Origin of the sequence: Nonomuraea sp. B12E4, from assembly GCF_039871825.1 — a bacterium.
GTDB lineage: Bacteria > Actinomycetota > Actinomycetes > Streptosporangiales > Streptosporangiaceae > Nonomuraea.
The window spans coordinates 31,730-45,195 of record NZ_JBDPME010000031.1; the positions used below are offsets into that span (position 1 = coordinate 31,730).

Below are 13,466 nucleotides of genomic sequence, written 5' to 3' on the forward strand. Positions count from 1 at the left end.
GTCCGCTTCGGCGGGGGCGCCCATCGGTCCGGGGCTCAGTGCCCCGGGATCAGATCGAGGACGGCCTTGCCCGGAACGCGGCGGCCGAGGAGGGCGTCGATGGCCTCACCCACCTGGTCCCAGGGGCCGCGCCAGCCGATCTGCGGATCGAGCCGGCCCCGCTCCAACAGCCCGATCAGGTAGCCGAGGTCCGCCCCGAAGGGAGCGGTCACGGTGAAGGGCTCGAGCCGCTTGCGAACCCCTCGCATGCGCTCCTCCTCGAAGTCGATGACCGTCGGCTCGCGGGACGCCCATCCCACGGACAGGGCGACCCCGCCCTCCTCCAGCCGCCCGAACGCCTCGGCCAGCAGCTTGCCGCCCACGTTGTCGACGACGCCGAACACGGGATCGGCGGGCCGCGCCGACCCGACCAGGATCTCGGCGGCGCCCAGCGATGTCAGCCCCTCGGCGCGTTCGGGACGCCCCACCGAGGCGACGACATGCGCTCCCGCCTGCGCGGCGAGCTGCACGACGAACCGTCCCACACCGCCCGACGCTCCGGTCACCAGCACCCGGCGGCCGAGCACCGGGCCCAGCCGGCGCACCACTTGCAGGGCGGTGACGCCCGCCGCCGGAAGCGCACCGGCCACGCCGGGGTCGATCGCGGCAGGCACGGCGGCCAGGTTCGCCGTGTCGACGGCCCGCCGTTCGGCCCATCCGCCCGTCCCCGCGAACGAGGCGACCCGCGTGCCCTCCGGCGGGCCCGAGCCGTCGGCGGCGGCCCGCACCACGACGCCCGCGGCGTCCTTGCCGAAGATCTCACCCGGAAGGAGCTGCCGGGCGGCGAAGGCGAGCTCACCGAAGTTCAGGGATGCCGCCTCCACCTCGATCAGCGCCTCTGACGCTCGTGGCTCGGGCTCCTCGACCTCGGCGAAGCGTACGCCGTGGGCGGCCTCGGGATCGTAGACCAGCGCTCGCATCTTTACTCCTCAACTGAACTAACTGACTAGTAAGCTTTTGGAGCATAACAGACCGAACTAACCGGTTAGGATGGCTCCATGCCGCGCCACACACCCGCTCGCGAGCGGTTGCTGAAAGCCGCACGCGAGCTGTTCTACGCCGAGGGTTACGGGGTTTCGATCGACGCCGTCACCGAGCGCGCCAAGGTCGCCAAGCCGACCGTCTACGCGCACTTCAAGTCCAAGGACGACCTCATCGGCACCATGCTCACCCTGGCGTGCGACGACTGGTTCACCGAACTGGACGCCGAGCTCGAACGGCGCGACGGCGACCCGCCGGCACAACTGCTGGCACCGTTCGACCTGCTGGTGGCGGATCTTCCCGACCCGGCCTACCACGGCTGCATCCTGGTCAACAGCGCCGCGGCCTTCCTGTCCCCGCAGCACCCCGCCAATCACGCGCTCGCCACCCATCACGCGCGCATGCTCGCGCTCTTCGAACGCCTGGCCACCGAGGCCGGAGCCGCCCAACCGGCCGGCCTGGCCAGGCAACTCCTGCTGCTCTACGACGGGGTCAAGACCCGCGGCCTGGTCGACCACACCGGCGCCGCGGCCCACGACGCCCGCACGGCGGCCACGGCACTCCTCGCCGACGCGACCAAAAGATCTTCGTAGGCGTACGGACGGCGCCCAGGACCTACCTGCACGCCGTCCGGAGATTGGCATTCGTGGTGCTCTACGACGCGAACGTGCTGTACGGCACAACTCTGCGCGACCTGCCGCTGTGGCTTCCTACACGCCGCGCCGCCGTTGAAGCCGCGGCTGTCGGCCTTCGGTGAGCAGTCCCGCCAGGCGGTCCGCGAGCTCGACGAGCCAGTCCAGCTGCGATCCGCCGCGGGCGGTGCGAAACCCGTGGCGCCGGCCCCAGAAGGCGGCCTGGACGGCGTGGAACTGCGCCCAGCGCTGGGCGCGCTCACGGTCGACCTCCGCGGCCTCGGCGAAGATGTCCAGCGTACGGTGGAGCGCCCTGCGCAGGTCGTCCGCTTCGACCAGCCTCAGCGCATGGGTCTTGAGCAGCGTGCCGCCGTCGTAGGCGGGGTCCCCCGCGTGCCCCTTGGGATCGACGGCCAGCCAGGGCTCACGATCGGCGCGCAGGATGTTCCTGGCGTGGAGGTCGCCGTGCATGAGGGTGTCCGGCTGGACGCGGCCCAGCTCGCGTACGGTCGCCACGGCGGCGTCCAGCACGTACTGCGGCAGTGTGTGCGCCAGTTCCTTGGCGTCCGCGCGTAGCTGCGCCTCCCACGTGCCGGCCTGGTCGCTCAGCCGGGGCAGGCCGGGCGGCGCGGGGACGGCCAGGCGGTGCAGGATCCGGCCCGCGATCGTCACGGCCTCGTCGCCGTCCTCGATCTCCGCCAGCGATGTGGTCCGGACACGTTCGAGCAGCATGGCGAAGCGCTCGTCGTCGCGCTCGTACAGCAGAACGGCTCCGCGCCCGCCCCAGACCGCGAACGCGTCCGGCTCGTGCACGTTGCCGGGATGCGGGAACGACACCTTCAGCACAGCGGTGCCCTCCCGCCGGCGTACCGGGATGATGACCCCGACACCGCCGTGGACGACCTCGCCGTCCGGTACGCACTCCCAGCGCCGCAGCAGGCGGTCCACGATCCCGGGCAGCTCGGCCAGCCAGGCCGCTCCGGGATCTCCTTCACGCTGGACCGTGTTGCGGGCGAACGCCTCCGGTACCTCGATCACCCGGGGCACCCTAGCGCCACCAGCCCCGACCCCACGAGAGGGGGCCTGCTTTCCGAGCCTGCTCCGGACGTCGAGGCAGGGGGTCAGGCCCAGGCCCCTGGCGCCCGCTGCTGCTGACCACCGGACGACTGCGCCGGGCGATGTCCCTCCCGCCCGGCCAGGCCGGCCCCGAGGCAGCGGCTCACGCACCTGCGACGGGCCGGGCCGGCGCCGGCCGGCCTTGGGGGCAGGGACCACGTTCTGCCAGGCGGTCAGCGACGCCCCCCATCGCCTCCTACCGAACCGGGATCGCGAGTGGGGCCGTTGTGTGCAGATTCCAGCGGTACACCCACTCGGGTTCCAGGACCCTCTCCTGCACGATCAGGGCCACCTGCTCGACGTTGACGCCGACCGGCTCGGCTTCGACCGCGTCCAACGCCTCCACGTACGGCCCGGCCGGCCCCGGCGCGTTGAAGTAGGTCAGGCTCACGTGCGGGTGAAAGTCCTTGGCCTGCTGTGCCGATGCGCCGCCGTCGGACACCTCGGCGATCCCGGCCCTGATCTCCCGCCAGATCTGACGCACGGGCTCGGCAGGAGCCGGCACCAGGACCACGGCCTCGCCGACGACCGTCGGGCGATGGAAAGTGAGCTCGACCGGCTTGAGCTCTCCCAGACGCGCGCTGACGGCCTCGATCACCCGTGCGAGCCGCTCGCCGGACACCTCGTCGACGAACCCCACCGACTGCACGGTCAGGTGCAACCAGCTCACCGGAATCGGGTTGTGGCCCTCGGTCGCCGCCAGGGCGCTCTGGTATCGCTCCGCCAGCCGGTGCAGTCGCGGCGCGTGTTCGAAGGTCAGGTGCCAGGTGTAGACCAGGCGACCCGGCCGCCAGCCCGTACGGGGCCACCAGTGCGAGCGAACCTCGTGGATGGTCATCGGCCTGCCTCAGCTCTGGGAGGGCGTTCGCCTCCGGGGTCAACCACATACCCATCAATGGTCCACGGCCCGACCCACCGGCGTCACCGGGCCCCGCGTCCGCGCCTGGTATGTGCCTCTGTTGCGCCTGCTGTTTCCCGACGCCGGGCTGACGCCTGGGCTCGCCCCTCATCGCTTGTCGTTCTCCCCGAACGGATGGGTCGGCGATCACGGTGTCCGCCCGCTGACCGACCAGGGCCAGAGGAACTCGCCGCCGGGGACGGATTCCGCCGGCCGGTGGGGTCAGATCAGGCCGAACAGGGAGGCGGCGGTCGCGCCGAGGACTCGTTCGCGGACCTCGCCGGAGGTGGTGACGCGTTCGACGGTCGCCCTGGCCAGCACGGGGTCGCCGTAGGGGGCGTCGGAGCCGAACAGGGTGCGGTCGGGGATCTCGGCGATGGCCAGACGGACGGCTAGGATGATGCCGGCGGTGGACAACTCCAGGTACATGTTGGGCGTGTCACGCACCAACTCGACGGCGTCCATCCAGTTGAGCCCGCCGAGCTGGCTCACGACCAACGGCACGCGCGGGTGCCTTCGGGCCAGTGCGGCCAGGGTGCGCAGGTCGTCGGCCGTCGTGGGCGCGTAACCGTGGACGATCACCGGCAGCCCGCCCTGATCGCCGGACGCCCGGAGCACGGGTTCGACGAGGGCCGCCTGGCCGGGGGGGCGGAGTCAGCTCTCCGATGCCGCGCAGCCCTCGCCCCACGACCTCCCGTTCCACCATGTCCGCGATCTGCTCGTCCGGCAGCCCGAGTGGCACCGAGCCGCAGCCGAGGAACCGGTCGGGCCAGGCCGCCAGGGCGGCGTCCAGTTCCGTCCAGGCGGCCTCGTAGGTGCCGGCGTGGTTGTCGTGTCCGTGCAGGCGGTCGTGCAGGATCGCCATCTCCCGGCGCACCGATGCCAGGCCGGTCGCGCGCTCGGGATGGGGACGGGTCATGAACAGCACCGCGCGGTCCACCCCGGCCTCGTTCAGCAGCGCGATGTGCTCTGCCACCGGATCGTGTACGTGGCTGTGCGCGTCGATGATCAACTTTTCTCCTTCGTATGCCGGCCGGGCCGGAATGCGCCCGGTGGGAGTCACTGTTGCCCCTTGACACAGTGGGAAGGTCAAGCCGGGGAGGACGGGGTGCTGATCGGGGAGCTGGCGCGGCGTACCGGGGTGAGCGAACGCCTGCTGCGCTACTACGAGCGCCGAGGGCTCATCGCCGCCGAACGGCTGGCCAACGGCTACCGCGACTACGGCGAGTCGGCGGAGCAGGCGGTCGTCCAGGTCCGGGCCCTGCTGGCCGCCGGGTTGCCCACCCGTACCATCCGGCAGATCCTGCCCTGCGCCGTCGAGAGGTCACGCCTGCGGCCGTGCCCCGGCGTCCTGGACGCCCTGCGCGAGCACCTGGCCACCCTCGACCGCCGCGCGGACGAGCTTGCCAGGGCGCGCGAGATCCTCACGCACACCATCGACAGCACCGCCGCGCAGTCCGATCCCGCCCCGCAAGCCCCGCGGACCGCCCACGCCTGAAACGGTCAGGCGACCCCGGGTTCGAGCTCGTGCCGGATGGCCTGCCCCACCGCGCGGCGCTCGGCGGCCCAGGGGGTCTCGGGCAGCAGGCCCGGGTCGTCAACCTCGGCCGGCTCGCGGGCCGCCGTGACGATGGGTTTCTCCCGCTGGGCGCATTCGCGTTCCTTGCGTGCCTGAATCGCCATACCCCTGGAATCTAGCGCCGCTAGAACTAATGCCAACGACATGCTAGTGTCGCTTCTGTTCCTAGCGGCGCTAGAAATCGGAGCCAAGCATGCTCACCACCCTTGCCTATGCCCTCGCCATCGTGATCAACCTCATGTGCCTGCTCATCGGGGCCCGCTTCCTTCTCGCGCCACTCGCCGCGGCGACGGGCTACGGCGTCCCCGCCAAGGAGGATCGCGCCTACCTGACGATCAAGGGCCTGCGTGACGGCACGTACGGCCTGCTCGGCCTGGCCCTGCTGATCTTTGTCGGCGCCCGTGCCGAGGCGTGGTTCATGCTCGTCGTCGCCCTGCTGCCGCTGGGCGACACCTTGATCGTGCTGCGCAACGGCGGCACCAGGGCGGTCGCGTTCGGCGTCCATTTCGCGACCGCCGTGATCATCCTGATCAGCGCCGCCCTGCTTTTCGCCATCTGACCGGCAGACGGCAGGCGGGTCCGGATACCGCGAAAGCCGGCCCTCTGGCCCGCAGAGGAGTACGAACAGGGCGATAAACGTCCAATACGCTTGCCCGTGTGACAATCCGCCTCAGAACCACAGAAGACCTACCCGCTTGCGTCGAGGCACTCGCCCAGGTCCAGGCCGCCGACCGCTACCCCGTGGACTGGCCGGACGACCCCGACGGCTGGCTGACGCCAGCCGGTCTGACCTCGGCCTGGGTCGCCGTCGAGGCGGACGCCGTACTCGGCCACGTGGGTCTTGCCGGTGACGGGGAGATCGTCCGGCTCTTCGTGGCACCGGCAGCGCGCGGACGAGGGCTGGCGGGCGAGCTCCTGGACGCGGTTCGCGCCGCCGTACAGAGTCCTCTCAAGCTGGAGGTGTCCTCCGAGGGCACGGCGGCCATCGCGTTCTACGAGCGATCGGGGTGGCGCCGGGTCGGCAGCAGCCGCGCCCAGTGGATCAACGCGGCCGGCGAGGCCGCACTGATGCACCACTACGTGAGCCCTTGACGGCCGCCGCCCGGAAAGCCGGGCGGCCGACGTGATGACGTGGGACAAATCGGGGCGTAACGTCAGCATATGCGTGAGCACCACGAGACGACCGAGCAGCGTCCCCGAATGGCGGCCGGAGTGGCCCTCCCCGGGCGCGGGCCGGCAGGCTGATCGTCGTGGGACGCCATCTCGAAGGCCCGGACGGCATCAGAGTCCAGCCCGTGGACGTCCGCCCCGGCAACGCGCACTGGCTCTTCGTACAGATGCGCGCCCCCGATGTGCGGCCGGGAGAGGTCTGGTACCGCGTGACCCGGCGAGGCGCCGCCGTGGGACGGGTGCCCGGCTACTACCAGTTGCACGAGCTGACGGAGCTGCTGGAGGAGCTCGGCCTTGAGCTGGCGGACCTCCACGAACCCGGCGCCGACGCGGACAGCGGGACCGCCTGAGGGCTGGAACAGCTCTCCTGCCGGTCCGTGGACCTCCCAGCCAGCTCTTCCCACAGGCTGCGCTGCACGTAGGCCATCGCCTCCTGGGCGGCCGGGTCGGTCCTAGGGTGAGGGGCATGCCACGCGCTCAGGTGCTGCGGGACCTCATGGCCGAGGGACGGCACTACCGGTCACCTTGCCGAGCGTGAGGATCGGGGTGGCCATGGCCCCGAACGCCACCGGAGCGGTGTTCGCCGCCAGTGCCAGCACGGCGGCCTTGAGCGGCTTGAATCCCAGGGCGATCAGCATCACCGAGGTGACCGCCACAGGGGTACCGAATCCGGCGAGGGCCTCCATGAGCGCCCCGAACGAGAACGCGATGATGATCGCCTGGACGCGCCGGTCGTCGCTCACCCGGGCGAACGAGCGCCGTAGCACGTCGAAGTGCCCGGTCTCGACGGTCATCTGGAAGACCCAGATCGCGTTGATGACGATCCACAGGATCGGGAAGAAGCCGAACATCGCCCCTTCAGAACCGGCCAGCAGCACCTGCCCGAACGGCATGCCGTACACGGCCGCGGCTGTCACGACGGCCGCGGCGAGGGAGACCAGCGAGGCCACCCAGGCGGTCACGCGCATGATGCCCAGCATCACGAACAGCACGATCAGCGGCAGCGCCGCGACCAGGGAACTCCACGCGAGAGAGGCGGCTACGGGGTCGAGGGCCTGTTGATACACGGTAACCACCTCACGTACGCGGCTTTCCTAGTGGTCACTCCGGTTTACCCCTGGTTGTAATGTCCGTAAAGACCGAAATTACAACAACGCCCGTTGGGAGACGTTCGCGGCCGCTTCCCCGGACATCGACCGGTTGCCCGCGGCAGGTACGTTTCTATGGTCGGCGAGCCGTCTGGGAGCCGGTGTCGGCCGCCCAGCGAAGCCGGCCGGTCAAGGCGAGGAACGTGACGAACACGCCCATGACGATCCAGCCGGTCCAGCCGGTCCAGCCGTTCAAGCCCACCCGGGCGGTCGGCGTCGGAGAACAGCCAGACGAGCGGCGGCACCGCGCTCGACGCGGAGGTCGTCGCGGCCCACACACCAAGGCCCCACCCTGCCACTCCGGAGCGCGCTTCGTACCTGCAGGCCGAAAGCCCCCTGGTCGCGGGCCTGGTGGGCATGTGCGTTACGGGCCTGGTGGTCGAGTGATCGAGAGTCGCCATCGCAGGCCGGGGCCGGTCGCAAGTTATGATCAACGAGTGGATCCGGCGCGCTTACGATCGCAGTGCGGCGGTGAGGCCGTGTCTCGGCGAACATCAACCGCAGGAAGTTCGGCGCCCACGCCGATTCTCGACTGGCGGCATCCTGGAGTGCTGGAGTTGCTGGCCGAGATCCAGAGCCTCAGTCCTGGGACGGAGCGATCATTCCTGATCACTGCCCACCAGCTCATCGCAGCCCGAGTGCGCCCGGTATACGCGATGAACGAAAGGCAGTCCGTCTCAACCACCTTGCGGTTGAGCCGCGGTTCGTGCAGCCAGAGGCTGGCGCTCCTGGAGGCCGTGGCACGAGGCCGCGGGATCGCCACCCGTGTCAGAGGACTGCTGCTCGATGGGCGTTTCTGGCATGCACGGTTCCCGCGATTGCGTGCGCCGATTCCCCGACACGTGGTGCTGGCGTGGCCGGAATTCCTCCTTGAAGGTCAGTGGGTGACTGCGTCCGAGCTCTATGGTGACCTGAACGCGCTACGAGCGGGCGGCCGATTCACCAACACGGGTGGGGAGACACTCTTCGACGCGATCGCGCACACTGCCGTGGATTGGGACGGCACCACCTGCTCCTCATGTGATCTGTCCGGTCAGGTCCGGGCCGATCTGGGCTATTGCGCCTCCCGTGACGACCTCTTCCAGCAGCACGGTCAAACCTTGCCACTGCCGGTGCGCATCCCTGCTGACCTCATCATGAGTCGCCAGACGGCTTGAGCTGGCTTCACGCGTGAGAAGTTGCCTGCCTCCACCGGGTTCTGGCCCCACTTGTGGATCTGCAACGCTCCGTGGCCACCGGTGGGAATCGGCCCGCTTCGCTGCCGAGCGATGGCCGCCGCCAGGCCGCAGGTCAACGTCAGGGCAGCGCAGCCCGTACGACGATGGCCTCGCCGTAGGGGAAGAAGCCGCCGAGGAGCCGTTGTGCAAGGAGCAGTGTGTCAGCCCCGTCCGAGGACGCAGAACTCGTTGCCCTCCGGGTCGGCCAGGACCTTCCACGGAACATCGCCCTGGCCGACGTCGGCATCGGTGGCGCCCAGAGCCCGTAGCCGGGCTACCTCCGCCTTCTGATCTTCCATGGGGAAGGGCAGCAGGTCCAGATGGACGCGGTTCCACATGGGCTTCGCGCCGGACGTGCGTAGGAACTCCAGATACGGGCCGACACCCTTGGCGGAGCGCAGCCGCGCATGATCGTCGGTGACCTCGTGCAGGGTCCAGTCCAGCGCCTCGTCCCAGAACCGGGCCATGGCCCGCGGATCGGCGCAGTCGACCACCACCGCCGCGATCGGCCCGGTGCCCTGGTAGATCTCCCGAGGCTCCAGCACACAGAACACGTTGCCCTCCGGGTCGGCCAGGACTGCCCACGGGACGTCGCCCTGGCCCACGTCGGCGGGCGTTGCACCGAGTTCCTTCAGACGCGCGACCAACTCCGCCTGATGGGCGGCAGAGGTGGTGGCGAGGTCGAGGTGCACGCGGTACTTCACCGTTTCGGGGTCCGGGACGGTGACGAAATCGACGTAGAACGCGTCGGTGTCCGGCCAGGTGAAACCCTCGGGTTGGAGGTTGGTCACGCCGGGCCCCTCGCTGGAAACACCCCAGCCGAGCGCCTCCGCCCAGAACCGGCCGAGCGCCGAGTCATCCCGAGCCTTGAAATTCACCTGAACAAGTTGCAACGCCATGCCGCTGATCATATGACCAGGTAGATGCGCAAGCGGTCCGCTCAGTGATGATATGGCGGCAGCCGGCGCCGGCCACCGCCATGGGAAGCGGGACAGGAGAGGGCCTCGGGGTAAGAGAAACCCCCCATGAATCCGGCCGCTATACGCCGGCTCTCCTCACACACCGTGTCGTACTCCGCGATAAGACTGTCGAGAGTGTCGTCGGGGCCCAATTCCCAGCTCTGATCATCTCCGCGCGAGTTGCCGGGGATGTCAGCAGGGTCGCGCTGGGCCAGCTGACGTTGAAACCAGTTCCTTTCGACTGCGGCCAGATGCTTGATCAGCCCTGCCAGGGTCGTCATGGACGGCACGATCCGTCGTCGCGCGTCCGCTTCGGAGACCCCAGCGATTTTTGCCTTGATCTGCCGGCGTTGGCAGTCGAGGAACGCCTCCAGAACCTCACGTTCGGTGCCGGTGCTGACAAGTTCTTCGGGCCACAATGGTGTCGACACGACCGCTCCTCCGTATTGCATCGAACGGTGCTGCGCGCGCCACTGCGGCAAAGCCGACTTGGGTTGGGGATTCACATCGCGCTGGGCTGGCATGGACACGCGCGTTGCGATCGTAGTGGGTCCGCACCCCGCGCCCTGGCCCGTCTCGCCGCCCAGCAGGAGGGGACCATTCGACCCCGTGGAAGCCGCCGCCGGCACTCAGGACGGGCTCCTTGACGTACACACCCTCCGCCAACTCTGCGGCGGCGCGCGACTCGCCGGCACGGCGGAGGAACTCTGCCGCATCCGTGCCGGCCTCGGTGGCTCTCCGAGCGATGTATTGAGCGCACGCCAGATCCTCATCGGCGTGCCCATCCTCGCCAGTGATCACGAACGTGACACTGTCACACTCGAGTGTCCGCAAGAGCCGAGCCGTTGCCTCCGCAACCACCGGTGACGCGGATCTGATCGCCGCGGCGAGTGAGCGCGACCGGCCGTCCCCGCTCGCAGAGCACCTTCCGTCGCATCTGGCGACGACGAGCGTGTCACCCGCCGGCACCGGGGAGACCACGACCGGTGCACCCGTCCGCGGCGACCCATGCCACCTTGCCTGATCCGGCAGACCGGTGGCCCGGCAGAGCCGCTGCGCGCCTCGTCGCCGAAGTGCGGCGTGACGGCGAACTCCGCCATCCTCGCCTTCCCTGGTATCGATCACCCGATCAACAAAGGCCGCACAAAGGGCGCAGGGCAGCATAGATCAGGCGAAACGAGCCATCAGAACCGGGCTCGGAGACGACTTCTTCACACACGAAGGACTTCCCAGGCAGTTCCTTTCCTCAATGGCTTTCGGCAACTTCACCCGCGCCGGTAACCTTGCGGGATTCTTCGACTCCGGTGGAGAGTCGTCGTGGGGTCCCGACGTTCGCCATGCCGATCAGCGCGCTCGGGCTGATCTTCGACTTCTTCCTGGCCGGACTCAAGTAAGTGATCCGTGGTGTGCCCCCCAGGACCGAAGCAGGTCCCGCACCCGACCCCCCAGGAGGTGGAGCCGTGGGCTCCGGCAAGAAGATGCGGACGGCGGCGTTGCTACCCATTGCCGTGCTGGCGATCACTGCGGCGTGCGGCGGCGAAAGCGCCGACAGTGAGATCACGTTGCGTTTCTCCTACTGGGGCAGTGAGGCGCGGCAGAAGATGACCCAAGAGGCGATCAAGAAGTTCGAAGCGAAGAACCCGAACATCGACATCGAGGAAGAGTTTTCCGACTTCGGCCAATACTACGAGACGCTGGCCACGAAGGTCGCGAGCGACCAAGCGCCTGACGTGATCACGCTCGAGATCCGCGGCCTGCGGGAATACGCCGACCGTGGCACGCTCGCCGATCTCTCCAGCCAGGTCAACACGGCCTTCATCGACGGCAAGGTGCTGGCCACCGGTGCCATCGATGGCAAGCAGTTCGCCATCCCCACCGGCGTCAACGCTTGGTCCCTGGTCGTGGACCCGAAGGCGGTCAAGGACTCGGGGCAGAAATTACCCGACGACACCATGTGGACGTGGGAACAGTACATCGACCTGGCGGCGAAGATCACTGCAAGGTCCGGCGGGAAGATCTATGGCACGCAGCAGGCTTTCAACCCGGCTTTCCTGCAGATCTTCGCCGCCCAGCGGGGCGAGTCCTTCTACAAGGGCAACAAGATCGGCATCTCGCGCGACACGATCAAGGCGTGGTGGGCCGTCCACCGGAAACTGATCCAGACCAAGGGTTCTCCTGATGCCGCCAAGAGCATTACGCTCGCCACCCTGAGCGAGGACCGGTCGCTGTTCGCCACCGGCAACGGCGCGATGGGGATGTGGTGGAGCAACCAGCTCGGCTCGATCAACAAGGCGTCGGGCGGCAGGGAAGTGGACCTGCTACGGATGCCGAAGGCACGGGGCGCGGTCGCTGGCGGCATGTTCCTGCAACCGGCCATGTTCTACGCCGCCTCGGCAAAGTCCGATCACCAGGCCGCGGCGGCCAAGTTCATCGATTTCATGATCAACGATCCGGATGCGGGCGCGATCATCCTCAGCGACCGCGGCCTGCCGGCCAGTTTCAGGGTGCTGGCGACGGTCAAGAACAAGCTTCCGGAGACCGACAGAAAGACGCTGGCCTTCCTCGACGAGATCAAGGACGAGCTCACGGACTCACCGACCGCCCCGCCGAAGGGCGCCAGCGCCATCGAGGCGATCCTCACCCGGTATACGAACGAGGTTTTGTTCAGCCGGATGACACCTGACGATGCCGCACAGAAGTTCATCAGTGAGGTCAACGCCCTCATCGCAGGCTAGAGCCGGAAGGGAGACGTACAGTGCTCTTGCGCTCGGGAGGACGGCTTCGACGACGGCGAGGTGGCCGCTCGAGTTAGGGGCGGGAAGAATCACCACGTCAGGTAGCCTGCGGTGACAGCCCGATGAAACAGCCGGGGTCCGATCGACAAGGCTGATATGCGCGGCTCACCCGCCATGTCTGTCTGACCTGCTCAAGCCGCTCACGCAAATGGTCGATCCATCCATCAGGCATGCTCAGAGGCACCGTCACCGACACCCCGGACGCTGCTGGGTCCAATACCGTCGGACGGTTGCCCGGATGCCTCAGAAGGCGTTCTAGGCGAGACGTTCGGACGTGGCCGCGCGATCGATGCCGAGCCGCGCCATCAGCTCCGCCGCGGGGTCGGGCCGTTCCAGTTTCAGCAGGGCGCGCAGCAGATGTCGCGTGTCGATGTCGCGTGCGGCCTTGACGGCCCGGGTCAGTACGGCCTGGGCGGTCGAGGTCATCGGCGGATACTTCGCGGGAGCCCCCGGGACCACGTTCTGGGCGTGGACAGCCCCCACCGGCGGCTGGCAGGCTGCGTGAGGTGACGGCGGACCGGGAAGGGTACGCGCCGGGGTGGGACGCGAGTGCCCTCGACATGCTCGTCCGGCGGACGGCCGCGGGCTGGACGCGGATGCCGTCAGAGCCTTCGAGGTAGCGGGCCATGGTGGTCAGCTGGGAGGGGCGAAGCGGGGCAGGTGGGTGCCGAAGCCGAGCATGAAGGCCACCGCGGGGACGGTGAGGTGAGCCAGCAGGGCGAAGCCGGTCAGAAGATCAGGTTCAGTGCCGGCCCCCATACCTGGACGCTGATGGTGGGCCGGTCTGTCAGGCGGCCGACGATGGTGTTGCCGGTCACGGTTGCGGCGCCGTCGACGATGAGCAGCAGCGGCACCGTGCCCTCGCCGACCCCGGTGACCTGAGTGACGAACGTGCCGTGGTTGCGGCGTTGTTCGTCGATCAGGAACGCCAC

General features: G+C 68.8%; 19 protein-coding genes. 7 read left to right on the top strand and 12 right to left on the bottom strand.

The window, feature by feature from the left end; genetic code table 11:
- Positions 1-35: 35 nt before the first annotated feature.
- Positions 36-959 (bottom strand): zinc-binding dehydrogenase, encoded by a 924-nt coding sequence (locus ABGB18_RS41310; protein WP_347701138.1) that lies wholly within the window; start codon positions 957-959, stop codon positions 36-38.
- Between the two features lie 78 nt (positions 960-1,037).
- Between ABGB18_RS41310 and ABGB18_RS41315 the strand changes: the two genes are divergently transcribed.
- Positions 1,038-1,613, top strand: coding sequence for a TetR/AcrR family transcriptional regulator (locus tag ABGB18_RS41315; RefSeq protein ID WP_347701139.1), 576 nt, complete (start codon positions 1,038-1,040; stop codon positions 1,611-1,613).
- A 117-nt stretch (positions 1,614-1,730) separates the two neighbouring features.
- Here the strand turns inward: ABGB18_RS41315 and ABGB18_RS41320 are convergent, their stop codons facing one another.
- From ABGB18_RS41320 to ABGB18_RS41330, 3 genes are all read right to left on the bottom strand, one after another.
- On the bottom strand, positions 1,731-2,690 hold the full coding sequence (locus ABGB18_RS41320; protein ID WP_347701140.1) for an aminoglycoside phosphotransferase family protein: 960 nt from the start codon (positions 2,688-2,690) through the stop codon (positions 1,731-1,733).
- 274 nt (positions 2,691-2,964) lie between these two features.
- Positions 2,965-3,606 (bottom strand): 2'-5' RNA ligase family protein, encoded by a 642-nt coding sequence (locus ABGB18_RS41325; protein WP_347701141.1) that lies wholly within the window; start codon positions 3,604-3,606, stop codon positions 2,965-2,967.
- 282 nt (positions 3,607-3,888) lie between these two features.
- Complete coding sequence (locus tag ABGB18_RS41330; RefSeq protein WP_347701142.1) at positions 3,889-4,284, bottom strand: amidohydrolase family protein; 396 nt, start codon at positions 4,282-4,284, stop codon at positions 3,889-3,891.
- 454 nt (positions 4,285-4,738) lie between these two features.
- Between ABGB18_RS41330 and ABGB18_RS41335 the strand changes: the two genes are divergently transcribed.
- Positions 4,739-5,164, top strand: a complete 426-nt coding sequence (locus tag ABGB18_RS41335; RefSeq protein ID WP_347701143.1) for a MerR family transcriptional regulator — start codon at positions 4,739-4,741, stop codon at positions 5,162-5,164.
- 5 nt (positions 5,165-5,169) lie between these two features.
- Here the strand turns inward: ABGB18_RS41335 and ABGB18_RS41340 are convergent, their stop codons facing one another.
- Positions 5,170-5,349 carry a hypothetical protein gene (locus ABGB18_RS41340; protein WP_347701144.1) on the bottom strand — a complete coding sequence of 60 codons (180 nt, stop codon included), beginning with the start codon at positions 5,347-5,349 and terminating at the stop codon, positions 5,170-5,172.
- A gap of 89 nt (positions 5,350-5,438) precedes the next feature.
- On the opposite strand from ABGB18_RS41340, the gene ABGB18_RS41345 reads away from it, so the two are divergent.
- The 3 genes from ABGB18_RS41345 (at position 5,439) to ABGB18_RS41355 (ending at position 6,765) form a co-directional block, all read left to right on the top strand.
- A complete protein-coding gene (locus ABGB18_RS41345) occupies positions 5,439-5,804 on the top strand; it encodes a DUF4267 domain-containing protein (RefSeq protein ID WP_347701145.1) in 366 nt (121 codons plus the stop codon).
- Between the two features lie 98 nt (positions 5,805-5,902).
- Positions 5,903-6,337 carry a GNAT family N-acetyltransferase gene (locus tag ABGB18_RS41350; protein WP_347701146.1) on the top strand — a complete coding sequence of 145 codons (435 nt, stop codon included), beginning with the start codon at positions 5,903-5,905 and terminating at the stop codon, positions 6,335-6,337.
- Positions 6,338-6,495: 158 nt separating this feature from the next.
- Positions 6,496-6,765: a hypothetical protein gene (locus ABGB18_RS41355; protein WP_347701147.1), complete on the top strand. Its 270-nt coding sequence runs from the start codon at positions 6,496-6,498 to the stop codon at positions 6,763-6,765.
- Positions 6,766-6,909: 144 nt separating this feature from the next.
- Here ABGB18_RS41355 and ABGB18_RS41360 read toward each other — a convergent pair whose 3' ends face one another.
- Both ABGB18_RS41360 and ABGB18_RS41365 read right to left on the bottom strand, forming a co-directional pair.
- Positions 6,910-7,482: an L-lactate permease gene (locus tag ABGB18_RS41360; RefSeq protein ID WP_347701148.1), complete on the bottom strand. Its 573-nt coding sequence runs from the start codon at positions 7,480-7,482 to the stop codon at positions 6,910-6,912.
- 154 nt (positions 7,483-7,636) lie between these two features.
- Positions 7,637-7,759, bottom strand: coding sequence for a hypothetical protein (locus tag ABGB18_RS41365; RefSeq protein WP_347701149.1), 123 nt, complete (start codon positions 7,757-7,759; stop codon positions 7,637-7,639).
- A gap of 352 nt (positions 7,760-8,111) precedes the next feature.
- Between ABGB18_RS41365 and ABGB18_RS41370 the strand changes: the two genes are divergently transcribed.
- On the top strand, positions 8,112-8,720 hold the full coding sequence (locus tag ABGB18_RS41370) for a transglutaminase domain-containing protein (protein ID WP_347701150.1): 609 nt from the start codon (positions 8,112-8,114) through the stop codon (positions 8,718-8,720).
- Between the two features lie 221 nt (positions 8,721-8,941).
- On the opposite strand, the gene ABGB18_RS41375 is transcribed toward ABGB18_RS41370, so the two are convergent.
- Positions 8,942-9,679 carry a VOC family protein gene (locus ABGB18_RS41375; RefSeq protein WP_347701203.1) on the bottom strand — a complete coding sequence of 246 codons (738 nt, stop codon included), beginning with the start codon at positions 9,677-9,679 and terminating at the stop codon, positions 8,942-8,944.
- Positions 9,680-9,720: 41 nt separating this feature from the next.
- Positions 9,721-10,263 carry a DinB family protein gene (locus ABGB18_RS41380; RefSeq protein WP_347701204.1) on the bottom strand — a complete coding sequence of 181 codons (543 nt, stop codon included), beginning with the start codon at positions 10,261-10,263 and terminating at the stop codon, positions 9,721-9,723.
- A gap of 936 nt (positions 10,264-11,199) precedes the next feature.
- On the opposite strand from ABGB18_RS41380, the gene ABGB18_RS41385 reads away from it, so the two are divergent.
- Entirely contained in the window at positions 11,200-12,474 is a 1,275-nt protein-coding gene (locus ABGB18_RS41385) for an extracellular solute-binding protein (RefSeq protein ID WP_347701151.1), read from the top strand.
- 315 nt (positions 12,475-12,789) lie between these two features.
- Here the strand turns inward: ABGB18_RS41385 and ABGB18_RS41390 are convergent, their stop codons facing one another.
- The 3 genes from ABGB18_RS41390 to ABGB18_RS41400 all read right to left on the bottom strand — a co-directional run bounded on the left by ABGB18_RS41390 (position 12,790) and on the right by ABGB18_RS41400 (position 13,466).
- Positions 12,790-12,960, bottom strand: coding sequence for a hypothetical protein (locus ABGB18_RS41390; protein WP_347701152.1), 171 nt, complete (start codon positions 12,958-12,960; stop codon positions 12,790-12,792).
- A gap of 207 nt (positions 12,961-13,167) precedes the next feature.
- A complete protein-coding gene (locus ABGB18_RS41395; RefSeq protein ID WP_347701153.1) occupies positions 13,168-13,293 on the bottom strand; it encodes a hypothetical protein in 126 nt (41 codons plus the stop codon).
- Entirely contained in the window at positions 13,263-13,466 is a 204-nt protein-coding gene (locus tag ABGB18_RS41400) for a hypothetical protein (RefSeq protein WP_347701154.1), read from the bottom strand. Before ABGB18_RS41400 ends, ABGB18_RS41395 begins: the two co-directional genes overlap by 31 nt.

Bases quoted from the DNA above. Each gene is read 5' to 3' on its own strand.
- ABGB18_RS41310 (WP_347701138.1), bottom strand. From the start codon at position 959: ATGCGAGCGCTGGTCTACGATCCCGAGGCCGCCCACGGCGTACGCTTC.
- ABGB18_RS41315 (WP_347701139.1), top strand. From the start codon at position 1,038: ATGCCGCGCCACACACCCGCTCGCGAGCGGTTGCTGAAAGCCGCACGC.
- ABGB18_RS41325 (WP_347701141.1), bottom strand. From the start codon at position 3,606: ATGACCATCCACGAGGTTCGCTCGCACTGGTGGCCCCGTACGGGCTGG.
- ABGB18_RS41340 (WP_347701144.1), bottom strand. From the start codon at position 5,349: ATGGCGATTCAGGCACGCAAGGAACGCGAATGCGCCCAGCGGGAGAAA.
- ABGB18_RS41345 (WP_347701145.1), top strand. From the start codon at position 5,439: ATGCTCACCACCCTTGCCTATGCCCTCGCCATCGTGATCAACCTCATG.
- ABGB18_RS41375 (WP_347701203.1), bottom strand. From the start codon at position 9,679: ATGGCGTTGCAACTTGTTCAGGTGAATTTCAAGGCTCGGGATGACTCG.
- ABGB18_RS41380 (WP_347701204.1), bottom strand. From the start codon at position 10,263: ATGCCAGCCCAGCGCGATGTGAATCCCCAACCCAAGTCGGCTTTGCCG.
- ABGB18_RS41390 (WP_347701152.1), bottom strand. From the start codon at position 12,960: ATGACCTCGACCGCCCAGGCCGTACTGACCCGGGCCGTCAAGGCCGCA.
- ABGB18_RS41395 (WP_347701153.1), bottom strand. From the start codon at position 13,293: ATGGGGGCCGGCACTGAACCTGATCTTCTGACCGGCTTCGCCCTGCTG.